Origin of the sequence: Virgibacillus necropolis, from assembly GCF_044793635.1 — a bacterium.
Classification (GTDB): Bacteria; Bacillota; Bacilli; order Bacillales; family Amphibacillaceae; genus Virgibacillus_F; species Virgibacillus_F necropolis_A.
The window spans coordinates 1,581,600-1,602,514 of record NZ_CP084992.1; the positions used below are offsets into that span (position 1 = coordinate 1,581,600).

The following is a 20,915-nucleotide window of genomic DNA, read 5'->3' on the forward strand; positions in this document are numbered from 1 at the left end:
TAGATGCACTCCTCATAATAGATTTTTTTCATGTAAAAATGTATGAAACTGTTCAGATAGAAAATTTCTAATTTGAGCTTCGTTACCTGACTCAAACAATTTCATGCTTTCTTGACTCTGGATAATTAAACTACTGAGAAAACTTAGCACTTCCAACACTTCTGCCTGTGTATCTTCAGGCGCCAGCATGATCAACACCTTTTCCATTACTACCTCATCGCCGTCCATACCTTGAACGGTTAATGGATGGTCAAGTGAATAAATCGTAAAGCTTGGTTTAACCACATCATTGGAACGTGTATGGTAAAGTGCAAGTGAGGTATTCGGAATTCCAAGACCACTTATTTGTTCCCTTTTCAGCAGTTTTTCAAAAACGTTTTCCTTATTTATGACCACTTGGCTTTCTTCTGATTCTGTGCAAATCTCGCGCAAAATAGATTCCATCGTTTGTTTTCCAGATATTTGCCTAACGTAAAAAGCCTTCAGCAACTCCACTATTATTTTTGAATTAATCTGCGTTGCTTCTAGTTGTGAAAGGAAATCCGTACGTGCTACTTCTTCCTGTTTCTGCTTTCCAGCAACCCTCGGATTCCTCACAAGCTTCTTTTGTCGTATTGCCTTCTCCACCTGTTGAACCTCCGCTTGCGTTAACATTGGCGACGCTACAATATATTCCCGGTCGAAGCCCTTTAAAGGAACAGTCGAAACAATGATGTCATATGCAACTGTATCTGCCTTATTCAAATCAAACATCGACTTATTTTCCACATATTTGATCTCAGAAACATTTTGCATGAGCTTCGTAGCGAGAATTTTCGCTGTACCTATCCCACTCGAACAGATAACGAGCGCCTGTATATCTGATTCTTTTTCATCATGCAATAAAGCAGCTGCAAAATGTAGTACGAGATAACCGATTTCATCATCCGGAAAATCCATATCAGGAAACGTTTCGCGAACACCTTCCTTTATCAATTGAAAAAGGTCATCGTAATTACGCTTAATTTCCTCAATCATTGGATTTTTAATCGTCATGCCCTGCTTCAGCCGGTAAATCGTTGGTTTTAAATGTGCGACCAAATCCTTCAGTAAAGTGGCATTTTCGGTTACATCGGTGTCCAACTCTGTGCTGATAAAATTAATTAATTGTTTTGCTTTGTAAGCAATATCTATACTGGAGTCTTCTATTAAATAATGTTGATCAATCCGCAATTTGGCTCCCATCAGGTGCATCGTAATATACCCTATTTCATCTTCTGGGATAGTCATATTTAGGGATACTTCCAGATCTCGAATCACCTTTTCTGCGATTTCGTATTCCTTCGTTCCTTCTATTTGCTTCAAATACGCTTGATCAAATGTAATGTTTTCTCCTTTTCGAAGTCGTTCCATAGCGAGTGCAAGGTGAACAACCAATCCAATATAAGCACTATCTGCCAAATCATGCGGCAATTCATCTCTTGCTTCGTCCACTCTTTTTTCAATGATGCTTAACTTTTCTGGATTAACCAAACCGAGTAGCCGATTGGAAATAGCATTTAACGGATGTTCCGATTTTTTCTGGATGTTTTCTTTTAACAGGGAAACGAATTCAAATGGATCCACGTACTTGGTAATCAACTGACTGATTGCAGATCGTTTATCCGTTTCATTTCCTTCTATTTTGACGCCATATCCTCTTCTTCTAATAAGTTCAAGGTGATAAGTCGCTAATTCTTCTTCTAATTGATCCAGATCATTGCTAATAGTTGCTATTGTTACATGTAATTCATTTGCAAGTGCGAACAGTTTGATTGGCTCGTTCGTTTCAAAAAGTGATGATAGAATCAGCGACTGACGTTCTTCTGGTGTGAATTCAGAAGTTATCCTGCTTACAAGTTGTGACTCCAATTGCTGTTTGTCACGTTCATCGCCAATGATGCGAAGTCCCACTCCGGCCTTTTTCACAAGCTCCAGGTTATGATCAAAAATAAGCTGTTCAACACTTTTCAAATCCCTGTGGATGGTTCGTTCACTTACACCAAGCATTTCGGCGACTTTTTTTACAGATATATCTTCTTGCGCATGCAGTAAATGCTCTATCACCTTTCGCACGCGGGCCGCTATATACAAACTGTTCACCTCCCTTGCAAAGCTGTTGGGATTAATTTTGGATCTTGTTGCTATTTAATACTTGTTTAAAATTGTGTCCTAACATACCGCTCCGGAAATACACTACGCTTTCCGCGGGCTTGCGCTGAGCCTCCTCGCAAGCAAAAACCGCTTACTGCGGGGTCTCATCGTCTTCGCTTTTCCCGCAGGAGTCTACGTGTATTTCCTCCGCTGGGGTGGTGTCCAATAATGGAATGATAATAATCACTTTATTGCTTAGAGCATGAATTCCCACTATTATGGCTGTTGATTGGAGCGGAGGACAGTTGACTCCTGCGGGAACAGCACGAGTCTGAAGACCCCGCAGCGGCGCTCTTCCGCGAGGAGGCTGAAGCCGTGCCCGCGGAAAGCAACTGTCCGCAGTGGAAATCAACATAGCACTTACGTTACAGTCATATATATTTTGTAACAAAAACAACATTTTTAGAAAATAACCTTAATTTTTAAGACGTTCCACTAACTCGTCATACTTCGGACTGTTCAAGAAGTTTTCCACAGATATGTGCTCAGCAGCTGGTATCTTAGCCTTTGCACGATCGGTTAAATCCTTATGGGTAATAACAATATCCGCATCATCCGGGATTTCATTGATTGCTTTATTGGTAACAAAAACATCAATATCCGCTTTTTTAAACTTATTTTTTAACAATGAAGAACCCATCGCACTTGAACCCATACCCGCATCACAGGCAAATATAACTTTATTCACTTCATCTGGATTCTTTTCTTCTACAGGTGTTTCTTTATCATGTTGATTTAGCGCGTCAGATACAGAACTTTTCTTCCCTTTCATTTCTTCCATTTTGCTAGTCGCTTCAGACATATCTTCGTCTTTCACTTTACTGGTTTTCAAAATTAATGATGCGATCAGGAAAGAAACTACTGTTGCTACAACAACACCTGCGATAACACCAAGATAACCGCCTTGTGGTGTCAGTGCCAATATGGCAAAAATACTTCCTGGTGACGCTGCTGCTACTAACCCTGCATCAAAGAGTGTGAACATGAACACTCCACTTACGCCACCACCGATTGCTGCTAAAATCAATGAAGGTTTCATCAAAACATATGGGAAATAAATCTCGTGTATCCCACCAAAAAATTGAATAATCGCCGCACCTGGTGCAGAGCTTCTTGATGCCCCTTTTCCAAAGACAGCAAACGCAAGCAGAATACCGAATCCAGGACCTGGGTTTGTTTCTAATAGAAATAGAATAGATTGGCCAATATCTGCTGACTGTTCCACTCCAATTGGACTTAATATTCCATGATTAATAGCATTATTTAAAAATAAGATCTTAGCTGGTTCGATAATGATATTTGCGAGTGGCAAGAGTCCAGCATTAATAATTGCTTCAACACCAGAAGCGAGTACATTATTCAATGCCTCTACTACAGGCCCAATAATTTTCAAGGCAAAACCTGCCAAGATTGCCGCTAAAATACCCGCTGAGAAGTTGTTATAAAGCATTTCAAATCCAGAACGAATTTTATCCTGAAATAATTCATCAACCTTTTTCATCAAATACCCAGCAAGCGGGCCCATTACCATCGCTCCAAGGAACATTGGGATATCTGCCCCAACAATAACACCCATTGTAGCCGTAGCACCTACAACTCCACCACGTAAACCGTGAATCATGCGTCCACCAGTGAAACCAATTAACAGCGGCAATAAATACTTGATCATTGGATCTACCAGTTTTGCCAAATCCTCATTTGGCAACCAACCATCCGGGATAAATAAAGCAGTAATAATACCCCAGGCAATAAACGCACCAATATTCGGCATAATCATACCGCTTAAATAACTACCAAAACGCTGTACTTTAGCGCGAAATCCTTTATTAGCCATATTATAAATTCTCCTTTTGTGATAATTCTCTATACCCTTATAGTACAGCGCTTACAAAGCTATTATCAATCACTTCTAAACAGCATTTTGTCAAAGAAGATGTTGACACAATTTAATAATAGGCTTTGTAGAAGTGAGTGAATGATACAAGAAAGTTGGAGTTGTATGGTTGTTGGGAGTTCAATCGGTTATCCCCCGGGGTCGATCGATTGGGGGGAACTTGAATTTGTTGTCATGTTCCTTTTTTATTGTGAGGGAGTGTGTCCGGGGTTTGGGTTGCTCCCTTGAGTTGACAGTATAATTAATAAGAAATATAATACACTTATAATAAGGTACCGAGTAGCGCTAACTACTCGGTACTAGCAACGACAAACTGCATTAAGAGCAGTTGGCCAACTTAATTTGTGTTGTTTACGTTAAAGAAGTAATCGCTGACCTTGCTCGGGGCGGTTACTTCTTTAGGTTTTGGTAAACGACAAAAGTAACAACTAGTAGCTATTTGAACTAGAATAAACGTTCGGTTATTTTCAAGACTAATTATATAATTCTTCTGATAGCTTTACACTTCATGTTCACTCCAACAAACAAACACATCATCATAACAGTGACCCGGCACCATCGATAAATAATTCTGTTCCAGTAAAGTCAGCAACTCAAGAGAGGATTACGCATTCCCGGACCAGAAATAACAAAAACAAGCCCATCAACAACCAAGTGAATGATGGGCTTAACGATTAACTTATAATAAATCTACTTATACTCTGGCAACCAGTCTCCATGCGCTTCAATCAAATCGTCACACAAGGCAACAATGTCATCAATGGACAACTCTGCTGAAGTGTGTGGATCTAACATCGCCGCCTGGTAAATGTGTTCTTTTTTTCCAGACATTGCAGCTTCAATGGTAAGTAACTGTGTATTAATATTGGTACGGTTTAAAGCCGCTAGTTGTTCGGGTAACTCACCTACATAAGTAGGTGTTACACCACTGGCATCTACCAGACATGGGACTTCTACGCATGCTTTTTCTGGCAAATTGCTAATTAAACCACCTGTATTTAACACGTTTCCACCAATTTTAATCGGATTATTTGTTTCCATTGCTTCTATAATATAGGAACCATATTCATGCGTACGGCTATGTGTCACACTTTTGTCATTAACCAAATCCTGGCGCATATTTTTCCAACCTTCAATCTGATTCACACAACGTCGTGGGTATTCATCCAATGGAATATTGAAACGGTCGACTAATTCTGGGTACTTACTTTTGATAAAGTAAGGATGATACTCCGCATTGTGCTCAGAGGATTCTGTTACATAATAACCAAATCGCAGCATTAATTCGTATCGAATCATATCATCATGCTTTTCCTTTTGTTTTTCCATTGCTCTTTTTTTAATTTCTGGGTACAAGTCTTTTCCGTTCCGGTTAATTTCTAGTAACCAGGCTAAATGATTAATCCCAGCAATTTTCCACTGTATATTGTCTGTTGGCATATTCAAATCTTTTAACAAATGATCTGCACAATTTTGTACACTGTGACATAAACCTACCGTCTTTATTCCAGTATGCCGAAGCATTGTTCCCGTAAGAGCGGCCATCGGATTAGTATAATTTAAGAACCAGGCATCCGGACTGACCTCCTGCATATCTTTTGCAAAGTCCATCATAACGGGGATTGTTCTAAGACTTCTAAACAAGCCGCCAATGCCAATTGTATCTGCAATAGTTTGGCGGAGACCGTATTTTTTAGGAATCTCAAAGTCAACAATCGTACTTGGATCATAGCCGCCAACCTGAATTGCATTAATCACATATTTCGCGCCTTTTAAAGCTTCTTTCCGATCTGTATATGCCACGATGTTTACGGTAGAGTCCAGATTCTCTTTTAAATTTTTTAACATATTTTCTGAATCTCTTAATCTCTCATGGTCTATATCAAATAAGGCGAATTCAAAATCTTGTAAAGCATCCACTGTCATGCAATCTCCAAGTACATTTTTTGCAAAAACTGTACTACCTGCTCCTAAAAATGTAATTTTAGACATTTAAACCCTCCACTTAGAATATGCTATTTTACGCTAATTCTAGCCAGAACTTTTTGACCTGCCGTATTAATAATTTGACCGGGAGAACCAAAATAAGGAGTTCCATCCTTTTTCCAAAACAGTTGTTGTACCCGTGCATGACGATTGTGGTCGTATAATGGATTTCCTTCAATTTTTTTATAAGGACGGGCATGATAAACAAGTATGTCGGTAATACCATCTTCAGCAACTGTAAAGCTATTATGACCTGGTCCGAATTCATTTGTTTCTTCATCTGAAGTAAACACGGGATCTTTTGACTTTGACCATGAATATGGATTTAATAAATCACTATCTTCAGCAGCAGTTAACAGGCCCATTGCATAACGGTCATCCGTTGCACTAGCAGAATAGGAAATAAAAATTCTTCCATTTCTCTTGATAACAGCTGCACCTTCATTCACATAAAACCCTTCTTGTTCCCATGTAAATTCTGGCGTCGATAGTAGTACCTGTTTTTTTATCGTCCATGGATTACTCATTTCGGCAATATAAAGGTTTGAGATTGTATCATTATCAACCTTTTGAGCCCATACCAAATACCGTTTTCTGTTATGCTCAAAGGTAGTTGCATCTAATGAAAAACTTTGAAATTCTGTGTTAATTTGTCCTTTTTCAATCCATTCTCCCTCAAAGGGATTCTCGGAACTATTTTCCAAAACATACGGCCGAATTGCCCATATATCATCTTTATCTCCTGCTGCATAATGAACATACCATTTATTATCAATGAAATGGATTTCAGGTGCCCATATGTGAATGGACATAATTCCGCTATCACGTTTTGTCCATAAAACTGACTCTTCAGCGTTTGAAAGGTCCTTTATTGTTTTTGCTCTTCGTAGGACGATACGATCATATTCAGGATGAGATCCAGTGAAATAATAGTAGCCATCGGTATGTTTATACATATATGGATCTGCCCTTTGCTCAACTAATGGATTTGGATACGTTTGCATTTGAAGTTTACCACCTACAGTGAATTTGCCAGGTTCTTCATATTGTTCACAATTGATTGTATCCCATTTTACATCTAGGTCTGCGTTTATACCATTATTGAATTCAACATTTACTTTCTTAGGTAGAAGTGGGACTTTGTTTATCACCGTCGTTACTTCTACACTTTCAACTTTAGTAATATTCATATGTAACGTCTCTCCTAATTTTCATATTGAAATTTTCTTTATAGGATATTTAATATCTTCCTGCTTGAATTGATTGATTAAAAATAAGCCTGTACATCGTTTCCTTAAATGGAAAGCTTCATTTAAGCTACGGGTAATTAATGTGTTATCAATCTCTAAATCTGCTGGTGTTCCAGCTCCTCCAACCTTTCTAAGCATATTTCTAATTTGTGAGGAACTAGGCAATTCTTCTATTAAACTTTTTATTTGCCCGAAATTTTCACTGAACTTTTTTAAGTTAGGTGAAAGTTTATTATCATCCAAATCTACGACCATTTGTTTATATAAATCAATTATGATAGTTGTTGCTATTCCTACCTTTGCTCCATGTAGAAGCTGTTTAGCATCCTTTTTTAACAATTCCATTTCCCAGTAATGGGATAAATGATGCTCGCCCCCTGATGCGGGTCTAGAATGGTCTAACACTAACATGACCAGCCCTGATTCTATTAAAGATTGCATCAATATTTTTATTCCATTGTCTTCTTTTTTTGCTATTTCTCCTGCACTGTTTACGCAAGCTTCTAAAGATTCCCTTGTCAAATCTGCTGCCAGTTGATTGTATGGCTCATTTCCCACCAAATATGAAATCTTCCAATCTAACAGAGACGTGTATTTACCAATTATGTCGCCAAACCCCGCTGCAGTCATTTCCTGTGGCGCTTTTTTAAGAATATCAATATCCGCAAATACAGCAACAGGCGATGCAGTTTGGATTGTCTTTTTTACACCACGCAAGATTAAAGGAGCCCCTTTAGATGTAAAACCATCGACAGAAGCAGCAGTAGGAACTGAAATAAATGGGATAGTCATTTTAAATCCCGTAAAACGCACTACATCATGAATCGTTCCGGATCCTACAGCTAAAATGACATCCGCATTGTTTGGCATTTCAACAATTAGTTGCATTAAAGTTTGCTCATCAGCAATCACTTCACCGTGTCTATTTGGACTTAATTCTATAGTGGTAACCTGAAAATTCCCATCTGATAGCAACTGTTCAATTTGATTGCCCGCTGCTTTTCTCGTATTTCCATCAAAAACGAGGACTATATTTTTAAACTTATTTGCGACTAAGTATGATGGGACCAATCCGACAGCGTTCTTTTCAACTCTTATTTTTGGGAACTTAATATTTTGTACATCTACTTCATTTGCTAGCTTTGTAAGATCTTCAATGGTCATCATATACCTCCACATTCAGTTTCTTTTATGATTCAATAGAAATTACTGTTACTGATTTTGATGGTAATGAAATATCTAGTTTATGCCCATTTATTTTATAATCTTCAAATACAGTTGGCTTAACAGTTTCCGGTTCTTCGAAAGTATTACGAGCATTCATTTGTTTAGAGGTTAATATTCTTCCTTCTACTTTTATTTGATCTACAATTCCTCGTAAGTCCAGGTTAATAGTTGCTTCAGAATCTTTATCCATATTGCACAAGCTAATGTTTACCTTGCCTTTTTTGTCCTTGGAAGCTGAAACACTAACCTGCGGAAGAAATTGGTCTCCATGTTTGATTGAATTTACCTTTACATCTATTGCCAGTTTCTTCGCATCCTGATGGACTTTATACATTTCAAATACATGGTATGTTGGTGTTAAGAGCATTTTATCTCCTTCAGTTAAAACCATCGCCTGCAATACATTGACCGTTTGAGCAATATTTGCCATTTGGACGCGATCACTATGATTATTAAAGATATTCAAAGATACACCTGCAACCAGAGCATCACGGATCGTATTCTGCTGGAAAAGGAAACCTGGATTAGTCCCAGGTTCCACATCAAACCAAGTTCCCCACTCATCAACAATCATTCCTACTCGTTTTTCTGGATCATATTTATCCATAATGGTACTGTGCTTAGTGATTAATTCTTCGATATGCAAAGCTTTTTGCATCGTAATCGTCCATTCGTCTTCTGTAAAATCAGTAGCCGAACCCTTACCCTTCCAAAAATCTCCCGGAATTGCGTAATAGTGCAGGCTTAATCCATCCATCAGATGGGCAGCTTCCCGCATTAACACTTCTGTCCAATTGAAATTATCTACATTGGCACCACCAGCAATTTTGTATACTTTGTTATCGCCATAATTACGGACATATGTCTGAAAACGTCGGTATAAATCAGCATAATATTGAGGACGCATGTTACCGCCACATCCCCAATTCTCGTTACCGACACCAAAGTACGTAAGGTTCCACGCCTCTTCTCTACCATTTTCCTGTCTCCATTTTGCCATTGGGGATTCACCATCAAATGTCATATATTCTACCCATTCAGACATTTCCTGGACTGTACCACTCCCAACGTTCCCACATATATACGGTTCAGTTTCCAATAACTCGCAGAGCAGCATAAATTCATGTGTACCAAAATGATTATTCTCTACCATGCCACCCCAATGTGTGTTTACCATCCGTTTACGATTTTCCCTGGGACCTACACCGTCCTTCCAGTGGTATTCATCAGCAAAACAACCACCAGGCCAACGAAGTACTGGAATATCGAGTTCTTTAAGAGCACCCAATACGTCGTTTCGAATCCCCTTTGTGTTTGGAATAGAAGAATCCTCGCCAACCCAAATCCCTTCATAAATACATCTACCAAGATGCTCTGCAAAATGTCCATAAATATTCTTGTTTATTGTTCCTTGAACTCCATCCGCATTAACAACAACATTGTTTTCCATTATTACACCTCATTTAAATAAATTTTTTCATTAATAGTCCTGACACCGTATACTCCACCCGCTACTTTTCCTACTTTTGATGTAAACTTTACTTCAACCTTTGATTTTCCTTTTATCAATTCTTCTGGAATTTCATAACAAACATCAAAAAGGCTGCCGGGTTTATTTTCATTTAGTTTCTGATTTGCAATTACAGACCCATCTACTAAAATACTAAATTCTCTTTCATATGTTTTTCCATTAACATGTAAATGCTTATCATTACCAAAGTAAGTAACAAGTAGATACATCGGCATATCCGGTTGGACTGCCATCTCATAACTGAAAAAACCACCATCTCGGCTATCACGCCAACCTTTATGAACTAGGTTTAAATAACCTGATGTCGAATTTTGTGTTTGGATATTATGGTCAACTTCTGGCTGCTGCTCATTAGGGTTAACAACATCAACCGTAATCCTTCTTGTTCTTTCCAGTTCCTCTTTTTCTTTATCCCTAAAATTCTTGTAATCTGTTTGACTCATGATATTCCAATATAAGGTGTACCGTTGGTGATGTAGCTCATAAAACGGAATGAGTCTAACTTTAACATCTCCTGGTTGACCAATTGCTTCCGTTTCAAATGTCAGCGGTAATTCTTTAACTGGTTTTATCCAACTATTTAAATCCTTCTCATTCGTAACAAGCACGGGAACATCAATTAACGGGTGGTTGTTAAGCTCCAAGTGGTCTGCCAAAATGTCTGTTTTTGGAAACTTTTCCGTTCCTAATGCACCCGCCATCACTATAGGTCCATACATAATAGCTATCTTTTTCGGATCATCTTTAGCTGCATACGTGTGGAGACCCATTGGAAGGTCTATTTCAATACTATCTCCAGCTACCCACTCTTTGGTAATTGTCAAATACCCGTTTTCCGATTGTGAGAATGTTTCTTTTCCATTTACAGTAGCAGTGACTGTTCCTGCTACCCAGTGAGGAACTCGAATACGAATAGCTAGTTGTTCACCATTTGCTTCAGTAAAAGTAAGCCTCGATCTATTAGACTTCGGAAATGATGTTTCCTGGCTAATCTTAATCTCTTTATCTTCTAATTTAGCTTCTGAAGAAATAAATAAATTCACATACAATTGATCCTGATCTCGATAATAGATATTTCTTGTGTATCGGGCTGGATTCTCCATGCCAGTCCCTGTACAACACCAAAACGAATCATCTGGTGAACAATATACTTTTAAATGACCAGGTTGAGTTGATACAAAGTATGTTTTCATTCCAGAATCTGGATCTTGGGAGGCAAGAATATGGTTATAGAGTGCTCTTTCATAGAAATCCATATATTCTGCTTTATGGGACCAATGAAAGAGGTGCTCAGTAAGCTTGAGCATGTTGTAGGTGTTACATGTTTCTGTTGTCAAAACCCCTAACTCTTCAGCATTTTCTATTCCAAAATGCTCACCTATACTATTTCCCCCAATTACATAAGAGCGATAATTGGTTACTTGGTTCCAGAAAAAGTCAGCCATATCTTTGTATTCTTCAACTCCAGTTATTTCATAAAGCTTGGCAGCTCCAATTACTTTCGGGATTTGTGTGTTCGCATGTTTTCCCTCAAGTTTGTCAGACCTTTTAGATAAAGGTTCTAGGATAGTTTGATGGCAAAATCGTTCGGCGAGCTCAAGGTAGTCTTCATTTTTCGTTATTACATACAGGTCGGCCATCGCTTCATTCATACCACCATGTTCACACGTTAGCATTTTTTGAAATTGCTCATCTGTCAGGTTTTCCAATCCTTTTTTAGCCCAATTTGCTAATTTAATGACTACCTCTAAAGCTTTTTCACTTTCGGTATAGTTATAGGTGTCAATAAGTCCTGCATAAATCTTGTGGGTGCTGTACCAAGGAACCCAGGACCCTCCTAAACTAAAGTTATCAACCTGGAATTCCCCAGTAAATACGTTATCAAAGCAAGTCCTTGGGAAACCACTTACATATCCGTCTTCATCGAAGTGTTGAATATACTCTAACTCATCAATAGCATAATCAAGCTTCTTTTTAAGTAAATGATTATTTGTTACAGACACCAGTACAGCAGCCGCGGATAACCAGTGACCAATTGAGTGTCCTGCAATTCCTTTTGATTCCCAACCACCATAGCGGGGTTTTTTAGGAGTTTGTGACACAGCTTCATAACATGGAGCAACGAGTCGATCGACATCCAGGTAAAGTAAGTATTCTTTTCCTCTTTCTTGTGAGTCCATGAACATCCCATTTAAAAGACTTACATTTTCCAATTTGCGCCCTCCTCTTCGATTTCGAAGTTTAACGTATAAACTGTTAGTTGTTTGGCTGTGCTAAGTTAGCAATTTGTGATGGTGATAATGCTCCTTCATAGATGCGCAATTCATCCATTAATCCCTTAAATGGAGGATCCCACCAGTTAACACCTAAACTAAAGCTGGCACCGGTAGTAGTAAATATATTTGGGAAGTCCGTTCCTGTAAATTTTTCTTCACCATTCACATAAACACTAATTACACTGTTATCAACAGTGAAAGCCAAATGCGTCCACTCGTCAGTATTAATTGTCATACCAGTAGGGGCATCATACCATCTTTCACTACCCGACCAGACCTTGGTACTCCCCCCTCCTGGAACAAGACTAACCCAGTTATTACTATCTCTAGCTCCAAAGAACGTGGTTGTATAATTCGTTAATTGTTCAGGATTTAACCAAAGTGATACCGAGTACGTGCTACTTGAGATAAGCCCGTTTGGTAAGCGGACACCTGATGAACCGTCGAATACCGCAGCATTCCCAAATTTACCATCTGTGTAAGTTATAGTACCGCCCGTATTATCAATTCTATTACCAGTTACAGTACCTGCTCCAAAATTATTTGTTTCTTCACCTAGATTATTTTCAAATGCATAGTGAGCAACTAAACCAGCCTTTTTATACGGTAATACAGTAATGTTAAAGCTTTTTGTTTCAGTAATATCACCTTTTGTTATTGTGGCAGTGAGTGTAGCAGTTAATTCCTCAGAACCAGCCTCTGGTCGATTAACTTCCCCTTCAGCAGTGACTACACTAGAATCTGAAGTCTTCCATGAAATTTCTGTGTGTCGAGTTCCTTCTGTTGGAAGTGTCAAATTGGAAATAACATGGTCTGTGTCACCAAGACTCAAATCATTTACAACATCCTCTACAATCTCCTCATCAGTTTTATCAAGTTGTTTACTTCCCCAAACTGATACTCCTTCTTTTGATACAGCTGTAAATGTCATTACATAACGTTCTGATGTTGGATTCCATTGACGTATGAACACTCCGTTATAGGTATCTCCATCCACCGTTATTTTTGCTTGATTATGGCTCGTTTTTTTCCATGTACCAGTAACATCACCGGAAATGGTATTGTCTTTATTTAAATGAATCAATACAGAATTTTTGATAATCCCAGAAATATCTTTACCATGGTTAATAAACTTATATGCACCAATTAAATCTTGTCTGTTTACCTTTTCTAACGTTTCATCTGCATAGCGGTATGGCGCAACCACTGGCCATCCTTCTTTATTCATAAATATTTGATGAACGCGAAGCTCGTGCATCTCACCTGTTTCTGGAAAGCGTGTATGGAAAACCAAAAACTTCTGACCAGTATCAGAGTCATAGAAAACTGAATTATGTCCTGGGGAAACATATCCGTAGCCAATTCCTGTACCGGGGTCTCCCACTTTTCTTTCAAATAAGAAGTTACCCATAAGTTTATTGCCATAGCGAGAATGGTCTACTTCCCCTGGTAAAACAGCATTTTTTCCTTTTCCATCTAAATAAGGACCACCTGGATTTTTTGATCTGAACACTCTCATATTATATCCACCATCTGCACCAAGCCACCCATAGGATATATATAAGTAATAATATTCAGTATTCTTATCGTATACAACATAAGGACCTTCTCCAGATTTCCCAAACCCACCTGCAATTTTGGTTCCAAAATATCGATCAACAAGTCTACCGTCAGCAGTAGTTCCATCTTTACCTGGATAAATTGCTTTACCTGTGGTTTTATTGATTTCCAGCATAAAAATCCCACCGGACCAGGAACCATATGTCATCCACAGTTTCCCATTCTTGTCATAGAACAAATTAGCATCTATAGCGTTAGGGAAGGTGCTATTATTATAAGATCCACCGCTATTAAACCAATCAGCGTTTTTACCATTTAATGTACCGTTATCGATAAGTTGTTTAATATTTGTATTTGTCCATTTCTTATTAACGTCACTATCTTCATCATACGCTTCTTCTTCGGTAAAACCTGAATATACAATGGTATCTACATACTTATATGGCCCCTCTATATCTTGTGATACCGCAAAACCAATAGCGGAACGGATATAAGTAGAAGATGCACTATAATAAATCATATAAGCACCTTTGGATCCATCCTCATTGACATAGTCTTCACTCCAGAAAACTTCAGGAGCCCATACAGCATAACCACCTTTACTATCAGCATCGTCTTCACCGGCCCAAGCAAAAGAACCAGCTAGATTTTGTGATAAATCTCCATAGATCTCATTACCAGGTGTAGTGTAACCATTAGTGAACCTAGTCCAGTTTTTTAAATCTGTTGACTTAGCAGCCTCGATATGAGAGCCAAACACGTAATACGTATCACCATCTTTTATAATAGAAGGATCGTGAACAGATACATCCGTAAATTCAGGTGCTTCGCCTTGATCAATGCCAGGCTTGTTACTATTTTCATTAGGTTGACTAGCTGGTTTGTCGTTACCAAGTATTGTACTTGGTATAATAAATATAAGCATTAAGAAAACAAGCATAAATCCTAACAAGCTTTTACTCATTTAATTATCTCCTCTCTTTTTTAAACATAATTGAAGGGGCATATAACATATGCCCCCAAAACTATTTATCAGGAAGGTCTGTTATCCATTTTCTTAAAAATTTGCATGGAAAACCACATACATCCTACTGTCATAATACTAATTGAAAAAAATGGGAGAACACCGGGGTATTCTAGAGAAAAGTATGTTACACCAATAACAAACACACCCGAGGCAATCGTATAATGAATTTTTGTCAATCCGATTATTAATGCATTTCTAATATGGTGAAACCAATTTGCTTGATAATGTGCTAGTAATGGAAAACACCATATAACAATAATGGTATAGAGAAATACTACAAGATAAAATGCGAATGGAATGACAAAAAATATTTCACCCGCTGAACTCGCAATCACTCTATAATTTGCATAAAGCAAACCTCCACCGATTGATAGTAACCATCCCAGGATATTAGCACTAATGAAATCTTGGCGATATATATGCTTAAAAGTTTGCCATATCTTAATCTCCTGATCTCCCATTATCCATTTTCTGGACACCCCTAGCGCCGCTACTGTAGCAGGAAAAACTCCACCTACTATTAGCCCTAGTAAAGAAAATAAGATCCATAATAAATTAACAATTGCCAGACGCATAATCCATTGAAGTATAAAATCAAGTGATGATACTACTCCTTTACCATTCATGTTCCTCGTCACCTCTTATTCTATTAATGCTATATTTTACCCTTTTACTCCTCCAACCGTAAGCCCTGCAACAAAGTAACGTTGGAAGAATATAAATAGAATAATGATTGGAATAATCGTCATTATAGATCCGGCAATTAATACATCATAATTATTTCCGTATGGTGTTAGTAAAGTAGCTAAGCCAACCGGTAAAGTGAACATATCGTTAGATCGTAATACAATTAACGGCCAAAGAAAATTATTCCAGCTACCAAGTCCTTGTAGAATCGCCATTGCAGCTAAAGATGGTACCATTAATGGCAACATAATTTTGAAAAATATGCCATATTCAGTAGATCCATCAATTCTTGCAGCATCCATCAATTCCTTAGGTAGACCTAAAGCATATTGTCTAAAGAAAAAGACAGCAATCGGTGCCACAATCATAGGGAGTACAACACCTGTATAGGTATTTATCAAATGCATGCTAATCATTAATTGGAAGAGAGGCAACATTAATATTTCAAATGGAATCATCAATATAAACAAAACAAGTACAAAGAAAAAGTTTCTACCTTTAAAATCATATATGGCTAATGCATACCCAACCATAGATGAGAAAAATAGGGATAGGACAATGGTAATTGCTGAAATCATTAAGCTATTTCCGTACCATGTCCAGTAGTCGCTTGCCTGAGTAAATATGTAGATATAATTATCTAAATTTAATGTACTGGGATCAAAGGTTAAACTAATACCATTACGCATCAACACTTTTGATGATCTAAATGAAGAAATCAGCAAACTAAAAAGTGGAAATAGCGCTATAAAGGATATTACACAGAAACTAAGATTTATTATCCATTTTAATGAAGTATTTTTTTTCTCTTTCATTTATTAATCCTCCCTTTTAAAGGCCCCTGTTAGAATTAGTTGAACAAAGCTAATAACTAGGATTATTAACATTAATACAACACCTATTGCTGCTCCAAAACCCATGTCGTTTTGTTGAATCCCTTGTTGATACAGATAACCAACGACTGTCAAACCTATATTACCCGGTGAACCAGCCGTCCAGAAAACAAAACTTTCCTCAAACATTCGGAATCCGTTTATAATTGAAATAGTAGAAACAAAGATAGTTACGGGTTTTAGAAATGGAAGCGTAACAAATCTAAACTTCTGGAACATTGTAGCCCCATCAATTTCTGCCGCTTCATATAACTCCTTTGGTACATTCTGTAAAGCAGCGAGAAAATATAAAATATTTACACCCATCCAACGCCAAGAACAAAGCAAAACCATTAAAAACATTCCCGACCAGGCATTGTATCTCCAATTTACAGGATCAAAGCCCAGCCAATTAAGGATTTGGTTTGCTGCCGCAGTATCAGTTTCACCAAACATTAGTCGGAAAATCATACCAGCAACAATCGTTGAAGTTAACGCTGGAATAAATAAAGAGGCTCGAAAAATCGTTTTATTTTTCGTAAACTTAGAGTCTAATAAAACGGATAATAAAATTGGAATCGCTACCAAAATGATCACTGTTAAAATCACATAAATAGTAGTATTAGATAGTGCTTTGTAAAAAGTAGGGTTAAAGACTCTTGAGTAATTATCTAATCCAATAAAAGTAATCTGGCCCGGTAATACACTTTGAAAACTCATAATAATCGCTTTGATTGCTGGGTATAGAGATAAAATCAAAAATGAAATAATAAACGGTGCGACAAAAATATATGGCACTACCTTTTTCGAATTTAGAAACCTTAAAAACTTATTAGGTTCCTTTGTTGCTGATTCCAGTCTATTACTATTGGATATTTTCGACACCCAAAACCCTCCTCAGAAAATAGTTTTAGCCTAAGGGACAGAAAAAGTCCTGTCCTGATATGCTACTTGGCAGTACTAATATTTTTTTAGACGAATTACATTCCAAGAAGTTTTTGATAGTCTAACCTCTAAAGTACCGTCTTCCAAGGAAGAACTTCCATTTCCGTGAGGCGCTACTGTTTGACGACTTGCTGTATTTACAGCTTTCAAATCATCATTTTCTAGAACAATGTGTTCAACAAGGCTATATCCTTCAAAACTTCTAACATCGCAAGATACAGTTATGGACTCTTCTAGGTTTTTATTAATCATAAAGATTGTTACTTCACCTTCGCCATTCTCCTCATTGTAAACAGCTGCACTATCAATATAAGGTACGTCCGTGAAATCTTTGCTATCATACTTTGGTGATGAAAGAATTGGTTTTAACGAAACTCCTCTTCCATAAATAGATGCGTGCATATATGGATAGAAAATTGTTTGCTTCCAGGACCGGCCGTTATTTTCAGTCATAATTGGCGCAATAACATTTACCAATTGTGCCAAACATGCCATTTTAACTCTATCTGCATGCTGTAAAAACGTAATTAGCATACTACCAACCAATAGGGCATCTTCAAAGTTATAATGATCTTCTAGCTGTGGAGGTGCAATTGACCATGGTTCAATCTCCTTGTCTGCATCTTTAGAATGATACCAAACATTCCACTCATCAAAACTTAAATTAATCGTCTTCTTACTACGATGTTTTGCCTTGATATAATCGCAGGTTGAGGTAACAGTCTTAATAAAGTGATCCATATCCATATTTTTCGCTAAGTAGTTTGCTGGATCGTTTGTACGGTTTCCATAATATTGATGAAGTGAGATGTAATCTACCTGTTCATATGCAATATCAAGAGTTGTTGCCTCATACTCCGGAAAAGTCGGCATTCCTGTATTTGAACTCCCACACGCGACAAGTTCGATGGTCGGATCTACTAGCTTCATAGCTTTGGCAGTTTCCTGCGCTATCCTTCCATATTCATGTGCCGTCTTATGACCAACTTGCCAAGGGCCATCCATCTCGTTACCAAGGCACCAAGTTTTTATGTTATGTGGAGCATCATACCCATGCGATTTTCTTAAATCGCTCCAGTATGTTCCACCTGGATGGTTCGTATATTCCAGTAAATTCCTTGCTGCATCAATTCCTCTAGTCCCTAAGTTAACTGCCATCATAACATCGGTATTAACTTTCTTTGCCCAGTCAGCAAATTCATTCGTTCCTACTTCATTCGTCTCAACCGTTCTCCAAGCTAATTCCAAACGACTAGGTCGGTCTTCCTTCGGCCCCACACCATCCTCCCAGTTGTAAGCAGATACCATATTCCCACCGGGATACCTTACAATAGGAACTTGTAATTCTTTAACTAGTTCCATAACATCTTTACGAAAACCTTGCTCATCCGCTTCTGGATGACCTGGTTCATAAATTCCTCCATATACTGCACGACCAAGGTGTTCAATAAATGAGCCATATATTCGCTCGTCCACCTTAGCAATTTCATAACTTTTGTCTAATACCATTTTTGCTTTTAATTGGTTCACCATTAATTAACACTCCTTTATAAAAATTTCATTCAACTTTCACCATCTAATAAGTTATCGGGTTAAGTGCAAGGAAGTTCGTTACTAAGCCCTTTCTGTGTATCCGCTTTCAATAAGTATGAAAAATCGCTAACGAGATCACGGAATACTTATGTAAACCTATAATTCAAGTCTATTAGTTGTACGTATAAGTTATGTTAGTTAGATTATATATAAATATTCTATTTATTTCAACAGCTTTTTTAATATTTTACTAAGAATATAATTATATACCTAGGAATAATGATCTGTATCCCTGTATGGATTCAATTCATTGATTAAATATGAGCGTGATATACTTTAGCAAATATTTGTATAACCCTTAATCAGCAGCTATTTAATTGTACGTATAAATAATTCCCGTTCACTTCTTAAGAGATCAAGAAGCCCTTTCATTATTATTCTCATCTCAGATTTTCTAGGTATACAAAAATAGATTGCAAGGCACAAAGATATATACCCTGCAATCTATCTTTTATTGAATGTTAGCTTCTATTGTCTCCTGTGCTTGTTTAAGTGCCTCCTCGGCGGTTGCAGATTGTTGTCTAAGAACACTATTAAATACGTTCGTATTAATCTCCGTCGCTACATCCGGTGTATACTCTGTAACATTCACCGCATTAATTTCATCTTTAACAGCTAGGAATGTATCAAAGATATCGTCACCAAAATATTCATAATACTTATTATCTGCTTTGATTGCTTCACTTTCCCAAACATCATGACGTGGAGGAACAAAGCCTAATACTGTCCATATTTTTTTATTTGCTTCTTTAGTTAGTTTCGCAAAGGCTAAAAATTCTTTTGCTAGTTCAGCATGTTCTGTTTGGTTTGTAACAACAGTTCCCGTACCACCCATACCAGCTGAACGGTTACCACCAGCTTCCCAAGCAGGCATTGGACGAATTGCCATCTTACCTTTTAGATCTGGCATGTAGTCTAAAAATCTCCCCATATACCATGCAGGCATAGAAACAGATGCAGCTCCACCGTCATTCATATAAGCATAAAATTCTTCTGCGTGTGGATCACCTCCAGGAGTTAGTTCAGCAATTTCATACTTGTAAATCATGTCATGTAAGAATTCTAAGGTCTTAACATTTGCTTCATTATAAACTGTCAGTTCCCCTTCATCATTAAAGAAATCAGAACCCCGTTGACTAATCATTTGAAAATAAGTCATGTAATCTCCTGAATGAGCTGTTGTCATCATAGCATCCGTGTTGGCGACAACTTTTTTCCCAGCCTCAACGTAGTCATCCCACGTTTTAATGGAATCTATATCCACTCCGGCTGCGTCCATAATTTCCTTGTTGTAATACATTACTGAAGTACCAACGTGGGTTGGCATGCCATAATATTTACCATCTTTTCCATATATTTCAAAACGCGACTTGACGAATTTATCTATAACAGGGTCAACATATTCGTTCATCGGTAACAACTGTGGTTCACCTTGTAAATAATTGGGGAAGCGCCCAATCTCTATATCGGCAATATCAGGAGCACCTGTACCAGATTGTAATGCTAATAATAAATTGTTATGCATTTGATCAAATGGGAACGTCTCTGCAACTAATTTAATCGGCCTGTCAGGATTTGCCTCATTCCAACGAGGCACTGCATCTTTAAAAAAGTCCATGTGCAATTCAACAAATGTCCAATACGTCAATTCTGTTGCATTTTCAACATCGCTACCAATCACTTCTGATTCAGTGGCTTCCCCTGAACTGGACTCACTATCACCACTACAGGCCACTAAAAATAATGCCATTATTCCAAAAATTAAAGCTAGCAGGTTTTTCTTCTTCATTATTCTACCCCCTGTTTTTTAATATGGATTTATAAAGCGCTTTCAATTACTGAAAAGCCAAGCAATGAATTTTCACCCCCTATGCTGATTAAAACATAAAATTTTG

General features: G+C 37.7%; 13 protein-coding genes. All 13 read right to left on the reverse strand.

Annotated elements, in window-relative coordinates; genetic code table 11:
• Window positions 1-12 precede the first annotated feature (12 nt).
• A complete protein-coding gene (locus LG329_RS07615; RefSeq protein WP_404455464.1) occupies window positions 13-2,121 on the reverse strand; it encodes a BglG family transcription antiterminator in 2,109 nt (702 codons plus the stop codon).
• A 466-nt stretch (window positions 2,122-2,587) separates the two neighbouring features.
• Window positions 2,588-4,006 (reverse strand): PTS mannitol transporter subunit IICB, encoded by a 1,419-nt coding sequence (locus LG329_RS07620; RefSeq protein WP_404455467.1) that lies wholly within the window; start codon window positions 4,004-4,006, stop codon window positions 2,588-2,590.
• 750 nt (window positions 4,007-4,756) lie between these two features.
• The gene (locus LG329_RS07625) at window positions 4,757-6,058 is read right to left on the reverse strand and encodes an alpha-glucosidase/alpha-galactosidase (protein ID WP_404455470.1); all 1,302 of its coding nucleotides are present in this window, start codon (window positions 6,056-6,058) and stop codon (window positions 4,757-4,759) included.
• 23 nt (window positions 6,059-6,081) lie between these two features.
• Window positions 6,082-7,242, reverse strand: coding sequence for a family 43 glycosylhydrolase (locus LG329_RS07630; RefSeq protein ID WP_404455473.1), 1,161 nt, complete (start codon window positions 7,240-7,242; stop codon window positions 6,082-6,084).
• 21 nt (window positions 7,243-7,263) lie between these two features.
• Window positions 7,264-8,466, reverse strand: coding sequence for a sn-glycerol-1-phosphate dehydrogenase (locus LG329_RS07635; RefSeq protein WP_404455475.1), 1,203 nt, complete (start codon window positions 8,464-8,466; stop codon window positions 7,264-7,266).
• Between the two features lie 25 nt (window positions 8,467-8,491).
• On the reverse strand, window positions 8,492-9,979 hold the full coding sequence (locus LG329_RS07640) for an alpha-N-arabinofuranosidase (RefSeq protein ID WP_404455477.1): 1,488 nt from the start codon (window positions 9,977-9,979) through the stop codon (window positions 8,492-8,494).
• A gap of 2 nt (window positions 9,980-9,981) precedes the next feature.
• A complete protein-coding gene (locus LG329_RS07645; RefSeq protein WP_404455479.1) occupies window positions 9,982-12,273 on the reverse strand; it encodes a beta-L-arabinofuranosidase domain-containing protein in 2,292 nt (763 codons plus the stop codon).
• Between the two features lie 43 nt (window positions 12,274-12,316).
• Window positions 12,317-14,860, reverse strand: coding sequence for a LamG-like jellyroll fold domain-containing protein (locus LG329_RS07650; RefSeq protein ID WP_404455482.1), 2,544 nt, complete (start codon window positions 14,858-14,860; stop codon window positions 12,317-12,319).
• 68 nt (window positions 14,861-14,928) lie between these two features.
• Window positions 14,929-15,549 (reverse strand): YesL family protein, encoded by a 621-nt coding sequence (locus tag LG329_RS07655; RefSeq protein WP_404455485.1) that lies wholly within the window; start codon window positions 15,547-15,549, stop codon window positions 14,929-14,931.
• 36 nt (window positions 15,550-15,585) lie between these two features.
• On the reverse strand, window positions 15,586-16,425 hold the full coding sequence (locus LG329_RS07660) for a carbohydrate ABC transporter permease (protein ID WP_404455487.1): 840 nt from the start codon (window positions 16,423-16,425) through the stop codon (window positions 15,586-15,588).
• Window positions 16,426-16,428: 3 nt separating this feature from the next.
• Entirely contained in the window at window positions 16,429-17,340 is a 912-nt protein-coding gene (locus LG329_RS07665) for a carbohydrate ABC transporter permease (protein WP_404456487.1), read from the reverse strand.
• Between the two features lie 102 nt (window positions 17,341-17,442).
• The gene (locus LG329_RS07670) at window positions 17,443-18,960 is read right to left on the reverse strand and encodes an alpha-N-arabinofuranosidase (RefSeq protein ID WP_404455490.1); all 1,518 of its coding nucleotides are present in this window, start codon (window positions 18,958-18,960) and stop codon (window positions 17,443-17,445) included.
• Window positions 18,961-19,471: 511 nt separating this feature from the next.
• A complete protein-coding gene (locus LG329_RS07675) occupies window positions 19,472-20,809 on the reverse strand; it encodes an ABC transporter substrate-binding protein (RefSeq protein WP_404455492.1) in 1,338 nt (445 codons plus the stop codon).
• Window positions 20,810-20,915 lie beyond the last annotated feature (106 nt).

Bases quoted from the DNA above. Each gene is read 5' to 3' on its own strand.
- LG329_RS07620 (WP_404455467.1), bottom strand. From the start codon at position 4,006: ATGGCTAATAAAGGATTTCGCGCTAAAGTACAGCGTTTTGGTAGTTAT.
- LG329_RS07625 (WP_404455470.1), bottom strand. From the start codon at position 6,058: ATGTCTAAAATTACATTTTTAGGAGCAGGTAGTACAGTTTTTGCAAAA.
- LG329_RS07630 (WP_404455473.1), bottom strand. From the start codon at position 7,242: ATGAATATTACTAAAGTTGAAAGTGTAGAAGTAACGACGGTGATAAAC.
- LG329_RS07635 (WP_404455475.1), bottom strand. From the start codon at position 8,466: ATGACCATTGAAGATCTTACAAAGCTAGCAAATGAAGTAGATGTACAA.
- LG329_RS07640 (WP_404455477.1), bottom strand. From the start codon at position 9,979: ATGGAAAACAATGTTGTTGTTAATGCGGATGGAGTTCAAGGAACAATA.
- LG329_RS07650 (WP_404455482.1), bottom strand. From the start codon at position 14,860: ATGAGTAAAAGCTTGTTAGGATTTATGCTTGTTTTCTTAATGCTTATA.
- LG329_RS07655 (WP_404455485.1), bottom strand. From the start codon at position 15,549: ATGAATGGTAAAGGAGTAGTATCATCACTTGATTTTATACTTCAATGG.
- LG329_RS07660 (WP_404455487.1), bottom strand. From the start codon at position 16,425: ATGAAAGAGAAAAAAAATACTTCATTAAAATGGATAATAAATCTTAGT.
- LG329_RS07670 (WP_404455490.1), bottom strand. From the start codon at position 18,960: ATGGTGAACCAATTAAAAGCAAAAATGGTATTAGACAAAAGTTATGAA.
- LG329_RS07675 (WP_404455492.1), bottom strand. From the start codon at position 20,809: ATGAAGAAGAAAAACCTGCTAGCTTTAATTTTTGGAATAATGGCATTA.